The 21712-nt window shown below is 45.0% G+C and carries 14 protein-coding genes; 3 read left to right on the top strand and 11 right to left on the bottom strand.

Annotated elements, in window-relative coordinates:
* Positions 1–87 precede the first annotated feature (87 nt).
* Complete coding sequence (locus tag MKY23_RS13215) at positions 88–675, top strand: biotin transporter BioY (protein WP_339838696.1); 588 nt, start codon at positions 88–90, stop codon at positions 673–675.
* Positions 676–824: 149 nt separating this feature from the next.
* On the opposite strand, the gene MKY23_RS13210 is transcribed toward MKY23_RS13215, so the two are convergent.
* The 4 genes from MKY23_RS13210 to MKY23_RS13195 form a co-directional block, all read right to left on the bottom strand.
* Positions 825–2750 carry a beta-glucoside-specific PTS transporter subunit IIABC gene (locus MKY23_RS13210; RefSeq protein ID WP_339838693.1) on the bottom strand — a complete coding sequence of 642 codons (1926 nt, stop codon included), beginning with the start codon at positions 2748–2750 and terminating at the stop codon, positions 825–827.
* Positions 2751–3147: 397 nt separating this feature from the next.
* A complete protein-coding gene (locus MKY23_RS13205; RefSeq protein ID WP_090924027.1) occupies positions 3148–3978 on the bottom strand; it encodes a PRD domain-containing protein in 831 nt (276 codons plus the stop codon).
* Between the two features lie 295 nt (positions 3979–4273).
* The gene (locus tag MKY23_RS13200; RefSeq protein ID WP_339838691.1) at positions 4274–5716 is read right to left on the bottom strand and encodes a 6-phospho-beta-glucosidase; all 1443 of its coding nucleotides are present in this window, start codon (positions 5714–5716) and stop codon (positions 4274–4276) included.
* Positions 5717–6004: 288 nt separating this feature from the next.
* The gene (locus tag MKY23_RS13195) at positions 6005–6835 is read right to left on the bottom strand and encodes an amidohydrolase family protein (RefSeq protein ID WP_339838688.1); all 831 of its coding nucleotides are present in this window, start codon (positions 6833–6835) and stop codon (positions 6005–6007) included.
* Between the two features lie 208 nt (positions 6836–7043).
* Here MKY23_RS13195 and MKY23_RS13190 point away from each other — a divergent pair, with 208 nt between their 5' ends.
* Positions 7044–8774, top strand: coding sequence for a cellulase family glycosylhydrolase (locus MKY23_RS13190; protein ID WP_339838685.1), 1731 nt, complete (start codon positions 7044–7046; stop codon positions 8772–8774).
* A gap of 58 nt (positions 8775–8832) precedes the next feature.
* A complete protein-coding gene (locus tag MKY23_RS13185; RefSeq protein ID WP_090924024.1) occupies positions 8833–9732 on the top strand; it encodes a manganese catalase family protein in 900 nt (299 codons plus the stop codon).
* A gap of 84 nt (positions 9733–9816) precedes the next feature.
* Here the strand turns inward: MKY23_RS13185 and MKY23_RS13180 are convergent, their stop codons facing one another.
* The 7 genes from MKY23_RS13180 to MKY23_RS13150 all read right to left on the bottom strand — a co-directional run bounded on the left by MKY23_RS13180 (position 9817) and on the right by MKY23_RS13150 (position 21462).
* On the bottom strand, positions 9817–11805 hold the full coding sequence (locus MKY23_RS13180) for a sucrose-specific PTS transporter subunit IIBC (RefSeq protein ID WP_339838682.1): 1989 nt from the start codon (positions 11803–11805) through the stop codon (positions 9817–9819).
* 26 nt (positions 11806–11831) lie between these two features.
* Positions 11832–13322: a sucrose-6-phosphate hydrolase gene (locus tag MKY23_RS13175; protein WP_339838679.1), complete on the bottom strand. Its 1491-nt coding sequence runs from the start codon at positions 13320–13322 to the stop codon at positions 11832–11834.
* Between the two features lie 176 nt (positions 13323–13498).
* The gene (locus tag MKY23_RS13170; protein WP_336122596.1) at positions 13499–14482 is read right to left on the bottom strand and encodes a LacI family DNA-binding transcriptional regulator; all 984 of its coding nucleotides are present in this window, start codon (positions 14480–14482) and stop codon (positions 13499–13501) included.
* A gap of 233 nt (positions 14483–14715) precedes the next feature.
* Positions 14716–16389 carry a ribonuclease J gene (locus MKY23_RS13165; protein ID WP_336122595.1) on the bottom strand — a complete coding sequence of 558 codons (1674 nt, stop codon included), beginning with the start codon at positions 16387–16389 and terminating at the stop codon, positions 14716–14718.
* 552 nt (positions 16390–16941) lie between these two features.
* Positions 16942–18198, bottom strand: coding sequence for an L-rhamnose isomerase (rhaA, locus tag MKY23_RS13160; RefSeq protein WP_221788584.1), 1257 nt, complete (start codon positions 18196–18198; stop codon positions 16942–16944).
* Positions 18199–18212: 14 nt separating this feature from the next.
* A complete protein-coding gene (locus tag MKY23_RS13155) occupies positions 18213–20282 on the bottom strand; it encodes a bifunctional aldolase/short-chain dehydrogenase (protein ID WP_221788583.1) in 2070 nt (689 codons plus the stop codon).
* A gap of 244 nt (positions 20283–20526) precedes the next feature.
* Positions 20527–21462, bottom strand: a complete 936-nt coding sequence (locus tag MKY23_RS13150; protein ID WP_260510882.1) for a glycoside hydrolase family 5 protein — start codon at positions 21460–21462, stop codon at positions 20527–20529.
* Between the last annotated feature and the right edge of the window lie 250 nt (positions 21463–21712).

Below are 21712 nucleotides of genomic sequence, written 5' to 3'. Positions count from 1 at the left end.
AAATTATATGATAATATCCTAATCGTCAACCAAATATTAATAATAGGTTAACAATAATTCTATCAAAATCGAAAGGATTGTACAAACATGAAATTATCTTTGCGAGGCATTGTATTTAGTGCACTTATGGCTGCTATTCTCGTTATTTTCGGATACATAAGCATTCCTCTTGGCTTTTCACCTGTACCCATCACGTTACAAACTTTAGCAGTGATGTTGGCCGGTGGACTGCTCGGGCCACTCTATGGCTTTCTAAGTATAGCCCTTGTCGTTGTTCTTACAGGCCTTGGTTTCCCTCTATTACACGGTACAGGCGGTCTTGGTGTGCTACTGGGGCCAACCGGAGGATACGTAATAATGTGGCCGTTTGCCGCATTGCTCATGGGTCTATTCCTCTCCAAAGTACAAATTCGGGGATTCAAAGGATTTTTGTTTGCTTTTATCATTATTGAGTTGTTTGGTTCCCTGTTAATCTATGTTACAGGTGTTCCTTGGCTGGCTTATCGATTCAGCATGTCGTTATCGGATGCGATGATTCAAGGCTTCTACCCTTATATTATCGGTGATTTGGTCAAAGCCATCTTCGCCACAATCATCATTGCTCCAGTTCGCATCGTATATCCGCCTTCGCGGCTGACAGGTCATATGCACTCTAATGTAGTAAAAGCAAGTTAACAGCAAGCTTCCTTCCCTAAACAACTATTTATTAGGAACGAATCACAAACAACCGCCACATTTTTCTTGAGCGGTTGTTTGTTTATATGAAGATAAATTATTGCAATTTATCCATTAGTGAATCATCGAAATGTATCGTTAAGCTAGTCTTAGGCTTTACTCGCTTCTGTTCCGACAATTTTCAAAAGCATATCCTTGTTGCTTACTTGTCCAGTAGCTTGCGGAACAACATCATTATAATCTGCCGAATTCGTTACAATAATTGGTGTCACGGTATGATAACCAGCCGCTTTAATTTGTTCAATATCGAATTCCAGCAGCAGATCACCTACCTTCACTCTATCGCCTTCCTCAATGTAAGAGATAAAATGTTCTCCATCAAGTTTGACTGTGTCCACACCCACATGTACCAGAATCTCCGCACCGGAATCCGAAACCACAGCAAGCGCATGTTTCTTTTTAAAAGCGACGGTTACCGTCCCATCAAAAGGAGCAACAACCCGTCCTGTTGACGGCTCGATTGCAATCCCTTTACCCATCGCGCCTGAAGCAAACGCCGGATCTGGAACCTCGGCCAAATCAACAATTTTACCTTCAATCGGGCTTAATACTTCTTGATCGGAAGTAGCTGTAGCCTGAGCAGATGACTTCGAAGAAGCATCTTTACGAGGTGTAGCCGCTGCTCCTGCAGATGGTACGGATTCTCCCTTTGTCTCTTCATCATCGACAGGGTCTTTGAAGCCCATGATATACGTTAATACTGCGGAAACAATGAACGATGCGGCGATACCGATAATCAAGCCTGGAAAACCTTGACCACCCGGACCGTAGAAGATTGGCAAGGTCAGCAATCCAGGCGCACCGGAAGCAAAAGCTTGCGTACCTGCCTGACCGATAATGGCACCACCGACGGCACCACCGATAACCCCTGCAATAAATGGACGTTTCAGCGGCAAAGTTACACCGTAAATAGCCGGTTCAGTGATCCCGAACAGAGCTGTAAGTGTTGAGGAACCAGCGAGTGTTTTCAATTTTTTGTTTTTTGTTTTGAGCATGACACCAAATGCTGCACCCGTTTGAGCAAAGACAGAAGCTGTTGCTGCTGGCTTCACACCATCCTGACCGTGTACGGCAATGTTATTAATAAATACAGGCACCAGACCCCAGTGTACACCGAAGATCACGAGCAGCTGCCAGCTTGCACCCATTACCGCTCCGGCAAGTAGCGGGCTGAATCCGAATGCAGCCACCATCGCCGATGCAATGCCGTTACCAACATATACACCGAATGGTCCGAAGACAAGCAGTGTGAGCGGAACCATAATAACAAGTAAAAATAGCGGTGTAACAAAGTTTTTAATACTATCGTGAAGTATCTTGTTAAAGAACTTCTCCAGCTTGCTCATCACAATAACAGCTAGAATAATAGGAATAACAGTCGAAGCATAACTCATCAGGACTACGGGAATACCGAAAAAGTCTGTTGGTGTTCCGTCCGTTTTCAACTGAATAATCGTTGGATAGATCAGTGCACCTGCTATGGTCAATGCAACAAATGCATTACCTTGGAACTTACGTGCTGTTGTAACCGCTAACAGCAACGGCAAGAAGTAGAACAAACTATCTGCTGCAGCATACAGAATGATATAGGTCGTGTCTGTCTTTTCAAGCCAACCGACATTGTTGGCAATCAGCAACAGCCCTTTTAAAATACCGGCTCCAGCCATTACACCAAGGAGCGGTGCGAAGATACTGGAGATGACGTCAATGATACCGCCTAACCCCTTAACCTTTTTGCTACTTTTTTCTTTACTCGATGAATCGTCCAAAATATTGCTGATCTGACCAATCGCCTGGTAGACTTCAGGAACCTTGTTGCCCACGACAACCTGGAATTGTCCACCGTTTTCCTTAACGGCAATGACACCTTCCGTTTTCTCCAAACCTGCTTTGTCAGCCTTGGAATCATCCTTCAATACAAACCGCAACCGAGTTGCACAGTGTACCAGTGATTGTACGTTTTTCTCACCGCCAACCCGTTCAACAATCTCTCTAGCCAATTTTTCTTGACTCATAATTTGCCCTCCTACGTTGTGTCTATAAAATTGAACTGAAAGTCTTTTACACGGTCACTCCGATGACAGAATAACCTTCCAATCGCTGTTATCCTCAGATTTTTTGATTCTTTTTAAAATGGGAAAAATCCGATGATAAAGGCGAACGCTTCGCTTTTCCAGGTTTTTTCTGTCCTCTTCGTTGATGTGTAAATGATAATTCAATTTATATAACAGGCTCCTACCGATTTTTTTGCACACAAAAAACCTAAGCCTTGCGTAAATGGACATAAAATGCCGAAATACACATGACTTAGGTTTTGCCTGCATAACCAGTAACAATCCCAGTTAAATCGTATTCAATTCCTGTTATAAACATAATATTATAATATACCCATTTATGTCAATAATTAAAATGTTAACGATTCACGACACGTTCGATGTGTACCGTAAGATATAACTTTTCCTCATTGGTGAGTTCATGATCATATTCTTTTTTGACAAACAATGCAATTTTCTCTACACATGCTGCTGCTTCGGGATGTTTCTCCTTAATCATGTCGTAAAAATGATCATAATTGTTGTCATAATGCGTCCCACTAAGCACTCGCTGGGAGAAAAACTTGAGGTGTGTGATAAAACGGAAGTAACTGAGAGACTCCTCATCAAACTCCATTTTGAAATGATACTTGGCGATATTAATAATCTGCTGGATAAACTTCGTAATATTCATCGTCGTAATCACTTCTTCGTTCATTTCCGCATTTACAATATGTAGCGCAATAAAAGCCGCTTCATCTGGTGGGAGCTCGATATTCATCCTACTGTTAATCTGCTCCAGCATGCGAAGTCCCAGCCCAAACTCGGCCTTGTACAACTGCTTGATCTCCCACATCAAAGCATTTTTAATTTCGATTCCCTCATGATAACGCTCGATGGCAAAATGAATATGATCTGTAAGTGAGACATAGATGTTCTCATTCAATTTACGTCCCAAATTGTCACGCGCATGGGCAATCATTTCCTCCACAATCTCAACAAGCTCCATCGGAACTTCACGTAAAAGCGTTTTGAAATTATCGGATGTCTGTTTGTTTTTTAAAGCAAATACTTTTTGAATGCGGGTCTCGTCTACTTTATCTCCCGGCTTCTTCTTAAAGGCAATCCCACGTCCCATCACCACAAGCTCTGCCCCGTCGGCCTGATAGATGCTAATGACGTTATTGTTGATAACCTTTGCTATTTTCACTTCAATCCCCCCGTCACGTTCCACTCTCTAGTCGCCAAGATATATTCAATTACGGGCATGCAAAAAAAAACCTGGAGCATCACAAAATAAACAAGACGTGGCGGTCTGCTTTTTTTGGTGCTCAGGTTTTGCCTACGCGTGTGATGTAGTAACAATCCCAGTAACGATATATTTGCGTCAAGTATAGCGTGAACTGCGTTATATGTCAACGCTTTCAACGGTCAGACATGAGGAAGTTACATGTATCCTGCAACTTCCTCATCCTTGGAGACAGCTGTTTTAAAAAACAATGAGATTAATTGTCTTCCAGGTCTGTACCGCCAGACGCAATGACATTTTTATACCATTCGAAGCTTTTCTTTTTGATCCGAGTTAATTCGCCCTTACCTTCGTTGTCACGATCCACGTAGATGTAACCGTAACGTTTTCTCATCTCCCCGGAAGAGGCACTGACAATATCAATAGGCCCCCAGCTGGTATAACCGATAATGTTACATCCATCCTGAATGGCTTCACCCATCTCAGCTACATGGCGTTTCAAATAATCGATTCTGTACGAATCATCGACTTCACCATCAGCATTAACCTCATCATGTGCACCAAAGCCATTTTCCACCACAAACAGCGGTTTCTGATAACGGTCATGTAGCTGATTTGCCGTAATACGGAAACCTTTGGGATCAACCGTCCATCCCCACTCCGATTTGGCCAAGTATGGATTCGCTATGGAACCGAACACGTTGCCACTGGTCATATTTTTATTCACTTCAGGATCTGTACTGGTTGTCCGACTGGAATAATAGCTAAATCCGATATAGTCTACCGTGTGGTTTCGCAAAATGTCAGCATCCTGCGGTTCCATCACAATGTTCAAGTTGTGATCCTTGAAGAAACGTTTAGCATAACCCGGGTACTCCCCGCGTGATTGCACGTCGATGAAGAAATAGGACTCTCTGTCCTTCTCCATGCCCTGGAATACATCTTCGGGATTACACGTGTAAGGGTAGAAGCTACCTGCTGCAAGCATGCAACCAATCATGGCATCAGGAATGATCTTATGACAAGCTTTAACGGCAAGCGCACTTGCAACGAGTTGATGGTGTGCCGCTTGGTATTGAATTTCTTTGATGTTGTCACCTTCCGTAAACGCCAGTCCGGCACCAAGGAAAGGAAGATGAAGCAACATGTTGATCTCGTTGAACGTCATCCAGTATTTCACTTTATCTTTGTAACGGGTAAATACCGTTTTGGCATAGTTCTCAAACAAATCCACCAGTTTGCGACTTCTCCAGCTGCCATATTTCTCAATCAGATGTACAGGAACATCGAAGTGTGCCAGCGTAACCACCGGCTCGATCCCATGTTTTAACAGTTCATCAAATAGATCATCGTAAAATTGTAAACCCGCTTCATTCGGCTCTACGTCCTCACCTGTAGGGAAAATCCGTGCCCAGGCGATCGATACACGTAATGCTTTGAACCCCATTTCGGCGAAAAGAGCAATATCTTGCGGGTATCTATGATAGAAATCAATCGCTTCATGTGATGGGTAAAACTCGCTAGCGAGCGGTGTGAACGCTGGCACATTTCCTTTCATAATGCTTCTCCGGTTTTCTCCCGTCGGCAACAGGTCAACGATGCTCAGCCCTTTACCGCCTTCAAGGTATGCTCCCTCTGCCTGATTGGCCGCAATCGCTCCACCCCACAGAAAGTTTTCAGGAAATTTAAATGTTGTCATTTGTATTCTCCTTTCAAATATGTAACTCCATGATCCGCCCCTTTTCTGCCCTCCAGATCTGCCACTTGGAAAATAGAAAAAACCCGAACCAGCCTGTATACACTTAGCGTGTATCACAAGCCAGCTCAGGTTATGCCCGTATTCGGTAACATTCCCAGAAAACATTATGCGGATTAGATAAAACATTACCAAGAAACAGGAAATATGTCAACGCGCGCATTTTAATTAGACATACCTGTTGGCTTATCAAAGGTTTACTTTTTTATGTCAGCACCGTTTCTCAAATGCTTATAATTTGTAAAATGTAGCACAGTTATCACCAAAAATCAGCTGCCGCTCCGCTTCTGGTAAGCTCAGAACATGCGTTTGCAACAGATTGAAAACCTGTGCATATGTACCTGCTACGGTGCACACAGGCCAGTCCGATCCGTACATCACTCGCTTTGGTCCAAAGGCTTGAAGTACCGTATCCAGATAAGGGGCAAAGTCTTCCTGTGTCCACTGGTTCCAATCTGCTTCGGTGACCATACCAGACAATTTGCAATAGACATTTGGATATGCCGCAATCGCTTCCATGGTTTCCTTCCAAGGCGAACCAATTCCGGCCTTAATGTCCGGTTTAGCCAGATGGTCAATGACAAAACGCTGCTGTGGGAACTTTTGAACCAATTCTACCGCATAGGACAGTTGCTCCTTCGATACGAGTAAATCGTAGGCTAAATCGTGCTGTTCCAGCAGGGCAATGCCTCGTTGGAAATCCTCACGCAACACGAACTTTACATCAGGCTCGTCCTGAATGACATGACGAACCCCCTTCAGCCACGGGTTAGCCGCAAACTTTTCCAGTTGAGATGAGGCTTCCTCAGAGCGTAGATCTACCCAGCCAACTACGCCTTTAATGAAACCATGCTTGTCCGCAAGTTCGAGAAGCCACTCGGTTTCTTCAAGAGTTTGGCGCGCTTGAACAGCTACACAGCCCGAGACGCCGGAATCCGTAAGTATTGGCTCTAGGTCTTCTGGCAGAAATGAACGCTGAATCACACTCATCTCTTCACCGATCCATCCATAATCACGAATGTTATAATTCCAAAAATGTTGATGTGCATCGAGTTTCATCATAAGTGCCCTCCTGTATTGTCCACGTTAGTTCAGTGTACTACATTCATATAAATATAAATCAAATGCAGCAGATAAGCACTAATTATCGAATGAATTTTATTCCAATTGTACTGGTATTTCCTTCCTGTTAACTGTGATATATTTACTGTTCAGAAAACGCTTTCAGTATTTTAGGTTCATCATCTTGATTTTAAAAAAGGAGATGTTATTGATGCCAAAAAAACGAAAGTCCATCCTCTCGATCACCGTTGTTGCCGCCTTGGTTCTGTCTATGCTCTCCACGGCCATGGCCTCTGCTGCAACAAGCTCCCACGAACCCGACAGTAAACCAGCCCCCGTAAGTAAAATGCAAACTTATGTTAATGCAATGGAACCAGGCTGGAATCTGGGTAACTCGCTGGATGCAGTCGGGGATGATGAGACGGCTTGGGGCAACCCGCGCATTACGAAAGAGCTGATACAATCGATTGCCGATCAAGGGTACAAAAGCATTCGTATACCCGTTACCTGGGAAGCGCACATCGGTGACAAACCGGATTACAACATTGACGCGGCTTACATAAATCGGGTTCAGGAGGTCGTAGGCTGGGCGCTTGATGCCGACCTCTATGTCATGATCAATCTGCATCATGATTCCTGGCGCTGGATCAGCACCATGGAGAAAGACTATGATCACGTTCTTGCGCGTTACAATGCCATTTGGACACAGATTGCAAACAAGTTCAAGGATGCACCCGAGAAACTGATGTTCGAGAGTGTCAATGAACCCCGCTTCACCGAAGGTGGCACTACGAATGCAGATACCGGATACCGCATGCTGGATACGTTAAATACTTCTTTTCATCATATCGTAAGATCGTCCGGCGGTAACAATGATACCCGTCCACTTGTATTACCCACTATGCATACTTCATCGGCTCAGCCTGATCTGGATGCGTTGAGTCGGACGATTCAAAAGCTGGATGATCCTAATCTCATCGCTACCGTACATTATTACGGGTTCTGGCCTTTCAGCGTGAACATTGCGGGATTTACCAAATTCAACGACGAAGTACAAAAGGACGTTACCGACACGTTCGACCGTGTGCACGATGCCTTTACAGCCAAAGGTATTCCAGTCATCATCGGTGAGTACGGTTTGCTCGGATTTGACCAGCATACAGGTGTGATCGAACAAGGTGAAAAATTAAAGTTTTTTGAATTCGTTGGACATTATTCCTGGCAAAAACAGATGACAACCATGCTTTGGGACAATGGACAACACTTTGGACGCACCAGCTTTACCTGGTCAGATCCACAACTGTTTGATATGATCCAGGCGAGCTGGAACGGGCGCTCATCCACCGCAGAGACCGATCAGGTTTATCTAAAACAACATGAACCCGTTCAGGATGTGAAAATTAATCTCCATTTGAATGGAAATCGCTTCTTTTCTCTGAAAAATGGCACAACTCCACTTCTACGAGGGAAAGATTACTCGATTCGAAACGGTGTACTCACTTTAAAATCAAGCCTGCTAACCCGATTAACTGCTGAAAGCAAGCTGGGGGTAAATGCCACACTGACAGCCGGGTTCAGTGCAGGTGCAGACTGGACGTTGAATATTATTCAATACAACACACCTGTTTTAAATGACGCGCAGGGTACAACCAGTGCTTTCGCTATCCCTGTCACATTTGGTGGCGATCAGCTCGCAACGATGGAAGCGACCTATGCCAATGGAGAAAATGCCGGCCCTCAGAACTGGACGTCATTTAAGGAATTCGCCTATACGTTTAGCCCGGATTATGATCGTAACGTCATTGAACTGAAACCTAACTTTTTTAACGAAACCAAAGATGGCGAAATCCAGCTCAAGTTCCATTTCTGGAGTGGTACTGTCATTGAATATACCCTTACGAAAAATGGCTCCATCGTAGAGGGCGCAACATTAGATTGAATAACGTACAAGTCAACCTTCATACCTTGATTGTAATGAGGATTGAGGAGGAATTGACATGTTTAAACGTGTAGATCGTCTTGCCATTGAATTGCCTATATCGAATAATCCCGACCCCAACGGAGCCAGTGCCGTACAGGAATTGCTCGGTGGAAAATATGGGGAGATGTCAACGCTGAACAATTACATGTATCAATCGTTTAACTTCAGAGGCAGATCCAAGCTACGTCCCTTCTATGACATTGTTGCCAGTATTACAGCAGAAGAATTCGGTCATGTCGAACTTGTCGCGAACACGATTAATTTGATGCTTGAAGGTTCAACGTCACCTGGCGAACCAGACTCCACACCGCTTCGCATAGCCAAGGATTTACGTATGACTTCGCATTTTATTGAATCCGCGCAGACGGCACTGCCCTATGATTCCATGGGAAGACCTTGGAATGGCTCGTATGTTTTTAGCAGTGGTAACTTGATTTTGGATCTGCTGCATAATTTCTTTTTGGAATGTGGTGCAAGAACACACAAAATGAGAGTGTACGAAATGACCGACAACAATACGGCTCGTGAGATGACAGGTTATCTGCTTGTCCGGGGCGGTGTGCACATTCTGGCATACGCCAAAGCTCTGGAGATTGCGACCGGGGTTGATGTGACGAAGCTGATTCCTATCCCCTCTCTTGACAACAAAGCGTTTGAGACCACCCGCAAATGGGAAGCGATGGGTGAACAAAGACGATTGTACACGTTCAGTGACAAGGATTATCAGCAGATTGCCCAGATATGGAAGGGTGTGCATCCTACCGACGGAGGTAAACTGGAGGCCTTTGCAGGTTTACCGGGTTACGGAGGGCCCATTCCCGAGCTTCCTGATCTACCGGAAGAATTTGCTCCTGGAATATCGCCGGAGGACTTTCTTCAGATTGCAGAACGACTTAAGCGGAATGCCGGATTATAATAGGATTAGAAAAAAGGGAAACCTGCGGAGGATGTATCCACCCGGTTTCCCTTTTTTTGTAGCTCTTATTTTACATGATATCTCCTATTGCGGCTCCGCAAACTCCACCGTCAGTACCTTTTTCTCATTCGCCTGCACGATACCACTGGTTATCGCTCTCACAGAAGCAATAAACTCATTCCCGCTCGGGATCAGCACAGGAGTAATCAACGGCAGTCCAGCCTCCTCGATGATATCCATATCAAATTCAATGAGTAGTTGTCCAGTAAGCACGGAATCCCCGCTTTTCACATGAGTAACAAAGCCTTTTCCTTTCAGACCGACGGTATTGATACCGATATGAACCAGCAGTTGAACTCCTGTCTCGTGCTCTAAAATAACCGCATGTTTACTCTTATCCATGACATGGGCAACAACGCCATCAAACGGAGCATATACTTTGCCTTCGGAAGGCTCGACGGCGAAGCCCTCTCCCATATGTTTTTCCGCAAATGCCGAATCAGGTACCTGCTCCAGTTCAACGAGTGTACCATGGATCGGGGATGCAATCTCAAGTAGTTTCACTTTGGGACGAGATGCGGTGTTGACCGATTCCGTTACCGATGCAGACGTAGATGAAGTTAAGTTCGATGCGGATGACTCAGTCGTTGATTCCATATTTTTCGAACCAGTGTCGGAAGCTGTCTCTACAGCTTGATCTTTATAACCAAAGAACCATGTCAGTGCAAAAGCAATCGCCATTGCCGTTACGTTGGACAAAATGTACAAAGGCAATTGACTATTCAGATATAGCAGTGTTCCGGGAATTACCGTTACTGCCATACCCGTACCTTGCAGATGAAAGAGTGAAGCGATGAAACCACCAACGGCTCCCCCGATCAGGCCCATTACAAATGGTTTCATATAACGCAGATTCACACCAAAGATGGCGGGTTCAGTGATACCAAGGAATGCAGATAACGATGAAGGAAGCGCGAGTGCTTTGAGCTTCATATTTTTAGTTTTCAGTCCCACCGCAAGACATGCCGCTCCTTGTGCAGCCATTGCACATGTAATAATCGCGTTAAACGGATTGAAGCCCGTTTTTTCAAGCAATTGAATCTCAAGAAAGTTAAAGATATGATGTACACCCGTAACCACAATGATCTGATGGAAAAAACCGATAATAATGCCTGCGATTCCGTAAGGCAGATCGAGTACAGCCGTTGTGCCATGCAGAACCCACTCTTCAAGTGAGTGAAATACAGGACCAATAGCGAATAGTCCAAGTGTAATCATCACCGTTAGCGTAATGAATGGAGTCAAAATCAAATCCAGTGCCTCAGGCACACGTCTACGCAATACTTTTTCAAACTTTGCACCGAGTAAACCTACAAAAAAGGCAGGCAGGACTGATCCCTGATACCCTACGACGGGGATAAACCCGAACATATGCAAGGGTTGCGCCGAGCCATCGGCTACAGCATAAGCATTCGGCAGCGCCGGATTCACCAGCATCAGACCAAGTACAATCCCGAGCACGGGGCTCCCGCCGAATACGCGGAATGCAGACCAGGCGACAAGCGCAGGCAGAAATGCAAAAGCCGTATCCGTTAGAATCTGCGTGAACAGCAAAAAGTTTGGCGATATGTCATCGGGCGTTGCGCCGAACCACGCCAGAATTTCATTTTGCGTAAGCAGACCGCGCAGCCCCATGAATAGCCCTGTCGCTACCAGTACAGGAATAATCGGAACAAAGACATCACCAAATGTGCGAATAGCCCGCTGGAATGCATTGCCTTCCTTTTTCCCCTGACTCTTCACATCTTCTTTCGATGTCCCTTCAATCCCCTGCTTCTCCACCTCTTCAAAAATTCGGTTGACTGTACCTGTGCCGAAAATAATCTGATATTGGCCCGAGTTGAAAAAGGCACCCTTCACCTTGTCAATGTTTTCGACTTGTTTCTGATCAATCTGCTCTTTATCCTTCACCATGATGCGAAGCCGCGTTGCACAATGTGCAAAGGAGGCGATATTGTCTTTTCCCCCGACAGCCTGGATGACCTCTTTAGCAATGCGCTGATTATCCGACATGTTGTCTCATCCCTCTCTCATTCAATCTAAACATTCCACATAACCGCTCTGAAATCCACCTTGCCTCCGTGTGCAAAAAATCGAATATCCGTACTGTCTCGGCTTGGGAAGATTCGGCTAGTGAAGACTTCCTGTCCATCGTTGACAAATATCTCAACCGAGGACGAATCTACGAACATATGCAGCTTAATTACAGCATCTACATCTATATCTTCATCCAAAGTACAGGTGCGAATGGTGCCATTGGCTTCAGATAGTGTCGCACCAGACTGACTGCGATCCAATATAAGTTTGCGCTGAAGGCGATCATACTGAATGACCGTTTTCTCCGTATCGCTCGCCCGGAACTCAATGCCCACAAGGTCTGCATCGTTCTGGCTAATCTCACATTGGAGTTCGTAAGCGATACCATTAAAGCCTGCAAAGGATCGGCTTTCATTGCTAAGCGAGTCCTGAGTCCGAATACCTTGCTGATCCTTGCGCAACTGAGCCATTTCAGGAACGGGTCGCTGAATAAGCTTGCCGCCTTGAATCGATAATTGCCGTGGAATCGTTAAACAATGGGCCCAGCCACTGTCATCTGTGGGATACGTCAGATCAGGAAGTCCCATCCATGCAACCAGGATTCGTCTTCCGTCTGGAGATTGCATCGTTTGCGGCGCATAAAAGTCAAATCCACGATCCAGTTCCTCAAACTCCCCATGTGTGAATTCTCTCGTATCCAGGTTTAGAGGTTCACCAATGAGGTATCCCGATTGATAGATGTTTTGGTATCGGTCTGATTCGGCCGGAATGCCTTGTGGTGAGAAGATGAGTACTCCTTGGCCTTCCAGCTCCAGATAGTCGGGGCATTCCCACATGTAACCAAAGGAAGACAATGTTGTACCGATCTCACCAAGAAACTGCCAATGTTTCAAATCTTCCGAGCAATACAGTACCGTGCATCCTGTCTCATCCGTACGCTGGGCTCCAATGACACCATAATAGACATCTTCGTGCAGCCACACCTTCGGATCTCGGAAATGCTCGGTATATCCAGTCGGTACGTCAGAAATGACAGGATGCTCGAATTTTGTGATTACATTCTGCTCATCCATGAACGCCAAGCACTGAAACGGATGTCTAATCCAATTCTCATCTCGCGTATTGCCTGTGTAGATCAGGTTTAACATGCCATCTTTTTCAATCGCACTTCCGGAATACGCTCCGTGGGAGTCATAAGGAGTTCCGGGTTCAATCGCAATACCAACATTCTCCCAAGTCACCAAATTTTTAGAACGGGTATGATACCAGTATTTCATGCCGTGCTCCGTTCCAAGAGGGAACCATTGATAAAACAGATGGTAGTAACCTTCATAAAAGGAAAATCCGTTCGGATCGTTAAGCAAACCGGTTACGGGCTGAATATGGTAACCCTGTCTCCATGGACATGCAGCGATCTTAGCTTCCAGTGCAGCAATCTCTCCCGGTTCAGCTTGCTCAATCCGCCGATAGAGCTGCTCTCTTGTCATTTTCATACGTCATATCAATCTCCAATCATGATGCAAAATCAGAAGTTCCACTCTTAGAGGAACCGGTTCCAAATTAGACAAAAAAATAATTCCATACAACCATTGTTGCCGACCGGTGTCATCATTCTCAAACTAAAAACTAGAATGGAACCGGTTCGATGGAATTATCATAAAGGATCGATTTATATTTTGTCAACGCTTTCTCGGGGGATTAATTCAACATCCATAACGGTGTGCTGACTTATACTCTCCCCTTTAACCAGCTTGCTAATATGACTTGCGGCGAGTTTTCCGGCCTGCAAATAATGATATTTTACCGTAGTCAATGTCGGATGAATCATTTCAGTGATATCGTATCCGCCGAACCCGGCTACTGACATTTGCTGCGGGATGCGGACTTTTTGAAAGGACGCGGTTTTCATGACGCCCATCGCAATATTATCTGTCGCTGCAACGATAAGAGAGGGCCTGTTTTCTTGCAAAATCTCCGCTGCCGTAAGCACTGCCTCTGACATTTTGAAGCTCGTTTCATAATACCTCACCGTGCAATCACTGCACTCTTCAATGGCACGTTTAAACCCTTGTTTACGATGGATACCTACAGCCTGGTCCTTCTCGCTTACCCCCATGTACACGATGTCCCGGTGTCCTTGTTCCACAACATATTTGCCCATCAGATACCCGGCTTGTTCGTCGTTGTGAATGAGACTATGCAGTAACTCATGCTGCTGTCCTACCAGTAACACGGGAAGCTGGATGTCTTCTATGGCCTTCAGATGTGCATCCGTTATTTCAGCGGCAAGCAGAATGATCCCGGACACTTTTTGTCTGGCAAAATCATAAATAGCATCTATCTCACGCTGCATATCCTGACTCGTATTGGCAATGAGCATCTGATATTGCAGCCCTCTTAGCTCCTCATCAATGCCGATTAGCGTCTGTGATGTCGCATAGGAATCCAGCCTTGGAACCACTGTACCGATAATGCTGGTCTTTTTTGCTTTGAGACTCTGCGCAAAGGTATTCGGAACATAATTATATTCTTTAATAATACGCTCAATCTTCTGACGGGTATCCTCACTGACCGAACCGCCATTCAGGAAACGAGATACGGTACTCTTCGCCACGCCTGCCATTTGAGCAATATCTGAAATCGTTTTATTCATAAGAAACTCCTCTAGTGTCAATAAAATCATTCATTTATGTATTATAACGCAAATCGCAAAGCTCATCGAATATGGGCAGGATAACATAGCAAAAAAGCCCGGTTCACGCAGAAGCACACGACGTCGTGTGCTCCATACGAATCGAACCGAGCTTGGCAAAGTCATTTTGTAAACACATACGTATAAAGAGATCAGGAACGGATAGCCTTCCGTTCTGCCAGCAAACATTGAGTTCAAACCTCAATAATAATCGGTAAAATCATCGGTCTGCGCTTGGTTTGTGCATAAATGTAATGACCGATCTCATCCTTCAGCTTCCGTTTGATCACATTCCACTGATTGACCCCGGCACCCGTTAATTCATCCATGCGGTTAACGACCCGTTCGTGAATCTCCTTCATGAATTGTTCTGAGTCCTTCACAAAAACAAAACCTCTAGAGATGATCTCCGGGGAGGCAACCATTTGTTTTTCTGTTTTGCTAAGCGTGGTTACAATGACTAGCATCCCATCCGATGATAGCTGCCTGCGATCCCGAAGCACAACATTGCCAACGTCACCGATAATAAGCCCGTCCACCAAGCTGTTACCTGAGGCAATCTTCGGACCCAATGAAGCTGTTCCGTCTCTGTATTCCACCATATCTCCATTATTGACGATAAACACATGACTTTGCTCAATTCCTACAGATTCCGCAAGCAATCTGTGCTGGTACAGCATCCGGAATTCGCCGTGAATCGGTACCAAATAATCCGGTTTCATCAGTGTAAGCATCAGTTTCAGCTCTTCCTGACTTCCATGACCGGATACGTGCATACCCGCCGCTCCGCTGGAGCCATAAATTACGCGAGCGCCCAGAACATACAGGTTGTCGATGACATGGGCAAGGTTTCTTTCGTTGCCAGGTATGGCTCCTGCTGCAATAATAACCGTATCTCCAGATTCAATGCTAACTTGAGGATGTTTACCCGCAGCTAACCGGGACAAAGCCGCCATCGCCTCTCCCTGGCTTCCCGTACATAGCACAACCACCTGCTCCCGCGGAAACTGTCCTGAATCAGCGGCCTCAATCAACAGTCCATCCGGAACGTCGAGATAACCGAGTTCACTTGCAACATTCACGACGTTAATCATGCTTCGTCCAAGCAGTGCAAGCTTGCGACCAGTCTGAAATGCAGCATTCACGATCTGCTGAACTCTGCTGATATTGGATGCGAAGGTAGAGATAAACACTTTTTGCTTCGCACGAATAAAAGCATCCAGAATATGATCTCCGACAACACGTTCTGAAGGAGTGAAACCCGGTCTTTCGGCATTGGTACTCTCGGAAAGAAGCACATGCACCCCTTGTTTCCCAATCTCAGCCATGCGGTGTAAATCCGGGAAAGGGCCGTTTACAGGGGACATATCAAATTTGAAATCGCCCGTGTGAACCACATTGCCTGCCGGCGTCTGAAAGAAAATACCCAGACAGTCCGGAATACTGTGACTCGTTGCGAAAAATGAGACGGCGATACTCCCAAGCGTGATCTGAGAGTTTGCATCAATGGTGTGCAGGTCTGATTGGCGCAACAAGTTATGCTCTCTCAATTTCAACTCAATTAGACCTCGTGTTAGCCTGGAAGCGTAGACGGGAATATTGATTTGTTTTAAAAGATACGGAATTCCTCCAATATGGTCTTCATGTCCATGCGTGACAACAAGGGCCTTTACTTTATCCTGATTTTCGAGCAGATACGTCACATCCGGCACGATAAGATCAATGCCCGGCATTGTTTCATCGGGAAACTTCGAACCACAGTCAATCACAATGATGTCTTGATCATATTGAATCAAATACATGTTTTTACCGATTTCATTCACGCCGCCAAGTGCAGCAATATACAGTTTGTTATGAGCAAACTTCAATATACCTTCACCCGCCTCTGTATAGTGATCCTCAATTTCTTCTTGTGTATTCCTAGTATGGAAATAAACGCTTTGGTTATACACAACAACGGATATATGCCAAAAACCACGTACGGAATTTTCGTTCCGACGTGGTTTATGAGAGTTAGTTAATTTATATGAACAAATGAGAATTTAAGTTTGTTATTAAACAAGAAAAAAAATTCTTGAAACAAGGCTTAATCAGCAACTACTCTGTATTTTATATTCGTTTATTATCCTTCTTTTTTCTCTTTAAAACTAACCATGTAATAACAACGACTAGTGCGATTAAAAAAATAACGGCTCCAGATACACCCACTACAATTATCGCATCTGCACTAGAGATACCAACCCCACCTCTCCTTTAAAGACCTCTTTGATCATTCATTAAGGACCTAGTTATAGTATGACAAATACTGAGCCTGCAAGCTACCATTCAGCTGTCGACAAATAACATCGATCAAGCTGTATGATCAAAATATTTTATATGTAAACAAAAAAACCCTGTAATAACAGGGTTTTCGCATTATTTTACCTTGATTGAAGTATATCCTGCTCATAAGACTTAACTTCTTTAATCCACTGCTCACGGACAGGCACACCTTGCTGAGCACAATAGTAGTCCCATACTGCGCCAAATGGATAGGATTTGAACTCCTCCGTCAAAGCCAGGCGTGTCGTGTAATCTCCATCCAGTTCCGCCTGTTTTAAAGCGTCTACCGGTTCCAGCATAGCTCGCAGCAAAGCTTTAATTGTATTACGGGTGCCGACCACCCATGCTGCCACACGATTAATACTGGCGTCAAAGAAGTCCAGTCCGATATGGGTTGTGCCGAGAAGCTCATGACGTACCAATTCACGGGCAATTTCAAGCAATTCGTCATCCATAATAACGACATGATCGCTATCCCAGCGCATCGGACGACTAACGTGAAGCAGAATACCACTCGTAAACAATGCCAGAGAGGACAGCTTGTTAGATATCACTTCTGTTGGATGAAAATGACCAGCATCCAGGCAGATTAACGTATCATTTTGCAAACCGTATCCCATATAAAACTCATGTGAGCCGACAACGTAAGCTTCAGAACCAAGACCAAACAGCTTGCTTTCAACCGCATCCAGATTATGCTTCGGATTCAGTGGTTCTGCAAATACTTCGTCCAAGGATTCCTTCAAACGTTTGCGGGGAGCCATCCGGTCAACAGGGGTGTCCTTGAATCCATCCGGTACCCATACGTTGGTCACACAGGTTTGGCCCAATTGTTCGCCGAAATACGCACCAATTCGCCGTGAAGCTTTGCAGTGATCAATCCAGAATTTGCGAATCTCCGGATCAGGATGACTAAGTGTGAAGCCGTCGCTTGATTTTTCATGTGAGAAACACGTTGGGTTGAAGTCCAGTCCAAGCCCGTGCTCTTTCGCCCACTTTACCCAATTTTCGTAATGTCTTGGCTCGATCTGATCCAGTTCCACTTGTTCGTCTGTATCCGCATAGATCGCGTGCAAATTGACTTTATGTTTACCGGGAATGAGAGCAAAAGCTTTCTCCAGATCCGCACGAAGCTCCGCAGGGGTTGTTGCTGCGCCCGGATAGTTTCCCGTAACCGATATACCACCCGTCAGTTCACCTTCCTGGTTGAGGAAACCTCTGACATCATCTCCTTGCCAGCAGTGTACGGATACTTTAATATCTGCAAGCTTATTTAATACATCGTCTGTATTGATGCCGTGTTGTGCATACAAAGTCTTCGCAGCTTGATACGCTTGTTCCACTTGATTTTGCATCAATCTAACCTCCCTTAACGTGTAAATGCTGCTGGTACACCACCATCAATGGTCAGCATACAACCTGTTGTTTTCTCCGATTTCGATGAAGCGAAGAAGGCGATACCTTCCGCGATATCTCTCGGATAGATGTTAACGAGCAATGTCGTGCGTTTGCGATAATATTCTTCCAATTGATCCGGTTCAATGCCATATGCGGCCGCACGCTCGTTTCTCCATGAACCGTTCCAGATCGCGGAACCTTGCAAAATGGCATCCGGCAGAATAGTGTTGACACGAATACCATATTCACCGCCTTCTGCTGCAATACAGCGCGCCAGATGGGCTTCGAGTGCTTTCGCTGAGCTGTAAGCAGAGGCACTTTTACCTGCATATACCGAGTTTTTGGAGCCGATGAAGACCATGCTTCCACCGATGCTCTGCTCTTTCATTAATTTGAACGCTTCGCGAGCGACCAGGAAATAACCTGTGCCCAGCACACTCATATTCAGATTCCATTCCTTCAATGAAGTTTCGTCAAATGGACTGGATGTGGCCAGGCCCGCATTATTCACGATGATATCCACACCACCGTATTGCAGAGCCGTTTCTGCATAAGCTGCCTGTACCGCTTCTTCATCTGTCACGTCCATCTTGAGCGCGTATGCACGATTGGCACCATATTGATCGTTAATTTCCTGTGCTACCTTCTGCGCGCCTTCCAAATTCAAATCTGCAAGCACAACATGGGCGCCTTCCGAAACGAGTCTGCGTGCTGTTTCACTACCGATACCACCTGCACCACCCGTAATAAACGCTACTTTGCGAGAAAACTCCGTCTCTGCAGGAGCCAGCGACAATTTATATAACTCCAGCGGCCAGTATTCCACATTGTAAGATTCATTCGCACTGAGCGAAACGAATTTACCGAGGCTTGTTGCCCCACGCATAACTGCAATTGCCCGATGGTACAGCGCACCGCTTACTTGTGACAACGCCCAGCTTTTGCCGGTATTAATCATCCCTACGCCCGGAATGAGAATAACGCGAGGAGCGGCTTCGAACATTACGTCGCCTTCATTTTTATTCTCCTCAAAATATTGCTTGTATTGCTCTTTGTACGTAGCAATGCCTTCCGCCAGCTTGGCTTTCAGTCCGTCAATATCATCCGCATTCGGCGTCCAGTCAATGAACAGCGGCACCACTTTGGTATGCACCAGATGATCCGGACAAGCCGCGCCAACCTGAGACAACTGTGGAGAATCCGTTCCACCTGCAAAAGCAAGCACATCATCCTGATCGTCAAAGGACAAAATCATTTTTTTGCTGTCCGACACCGCTCCGCGAATGACAGGCATCACCCGAGCAGCAATCTGACGACGAACTTCAGCAGGAAGTGCAGGATGCTTCACGCCGCCAAACAGATTAGCTTCATTGACACGTGCCTCGATGAATGCTTCCGCTTCATTAATGATTTTGATCGTCTGAGCGTAACATTCCTCAGAGGTCTCTCCCCAAGTCACCAGACCATGTTTCTCCATAAGTACAAGCTCGGCATTCGGATTGGCGAATACGCTTTCAGCAATCATCTTGGACAGTGTAAAACCTGGGCGCACATAAGGAACCCATACAAAACGATCGCCATATATTTCACGTGCCAGCTCTTTCCCGTTATCCGCACAGCAGAGGCTGATAATTGCATCCGGGTGTGTATGATCCACATGTTTGTACGGAAGGAACGCATGTAACAACGTTTCAATGGAAGCTCGCGGATGTTTCGCATCAATCATGCAATGCCCAAGGTATTCAACCATCTCTTCATCCGACATCGAGTCACGTTCCATGAGGGGGCCGATATCTTCAAGCGCCAGTCCGGTAAAATGTTTTGCTTCCATGGAACCGAGATCCGATCCGCTCCCCTTCACATACATCACTTCGACATCACGACCACGAAAATCCTTTACTGTTGTTTTAGTAGATGTGTTACCCCCATAAATATTGCAGACCCGACGATCTGCTCCGATCAGATTAGAGCGGTAGACTAATTGTTCAAGCCCTGTTGTTTTCTCTGATGCCTTCGCTGCATTCCATAAACTCTGTACCATTTGTTCCCCTCCGATAATGTTTGTTTTCTTCCTAAAACGAGTTTATCATCTTTGTTTTGTTTTGAAAACAAAAACTTTATCAGGAAAAACAAAAATATACAAAGAATCTAAATAGATATCTCCTTCAACGGTGTTCCTTCTTTAGAAATGTGCAAAAAACAAACAGGACATCGCACTATAGTTCATGCTTTGTCCTGTTCTTTGCCGATCACATTTTGTTTTATTTTTTCATTAAATTTGTTATCTATTGAAATATCCCTGCTTTTTGGGACGTATTTTTGATTCCGTATGTGTCATTAACTACCGTATTGCCATAACTTGTGAGACTTCCGTTCGGACCGGTAGCCAGATCCAGATAACCCAGACCGGAACTGTTGCCGTACCATGACCATGCAAGCCAGCCTACACCCTTCTCTTGTCCATATCTCATAATGGCATATTCATCCACATCACCATTTGTGTGATATCCACCGAACTCACCAATGATTACTGCAAGTCCTTTGTTCAGCACATTCTCCATATTAGCTTTCACCGTTGCCGCATCCTTACCTGCATATTCATACATATGAATGGAAAACACCGTATTTTTGAGCGTATCTGTTGCGAATACGCTTTGACCATAATCGACAATCGATTGTGGATATTGACCCCAGCCTGCAGCATCAACAATCAAGGTATTTTTGATGCCTGCGTTTCTGAGCTTCGGAATAGCCTTTTTGTAACCGTCTGCCCAAGCGCTGCCGTTCCAGGTTCCATACCATTCGTTGGCGATATTAACGATCACTCGATCTTCCTTGCCAATCAACGCTTCTTTGATGCTGATCCAGTAATTCACGGCTGCATCCAGCGAGTTATAATCGTCTTTGCCTGTTGCATCATGCACTTCAAGCACGGCGATCATCTTATTCTGATTGACCAGATTGATTATGTTTTTAACTGAATTCAGATCATCTTTGGTGTACAGTGTTCCATTCGAGAGAACAATTCGTACCGTGTTGGCGCCTGTTTTCGCAATAGCAGGTATGGCTGTATTCAGATCATTTTTGAACCAGGAATGGCCGTGATTGATTCCTCTCATGACAAAAGGCTTGCCCGTCGAGTCATATAACTTGTTCCCGCTTACATAAAAACCGGATGCAGCAGCTGCCTTGGGCGTAACACTCCCCAGAGCCATGAACATGAGCGCAGCAATCAACGTAAAGATCGTACATTTCTTCAGATTGACCATTCGTTTGAAACCTCCTGTTATGTTTTTATTTTAATTCACTTTGCACTAACAAAGCGAATCAAAACCATGAGCGTATTTGCACCTTCACTGAACAAAATCTTTTCAAATTAACTTTAGAATCAGAATCAATATAAAGTTTTTGAATCAAAAAATTACTGTATAAATAAACTTATCGTTAAAGTAATATATTTATTTTAAAATG

The organism is Paenibacillus sp. FSL R7-0272 (assembly GCF_037969905.1).
GTDB classification, from domain to species: Bacteria; Bacillota; Bacilli; order Paenibacillales; family Paenibacillaceae; genus Paenibacillus; species Paenibacillus polysaccharolyticus.
The sequence above is the reverse complement of the archived record's forward strand: the minus strand, read 5'-3'. Positions and strand labels throughout refer to the sequence as shown.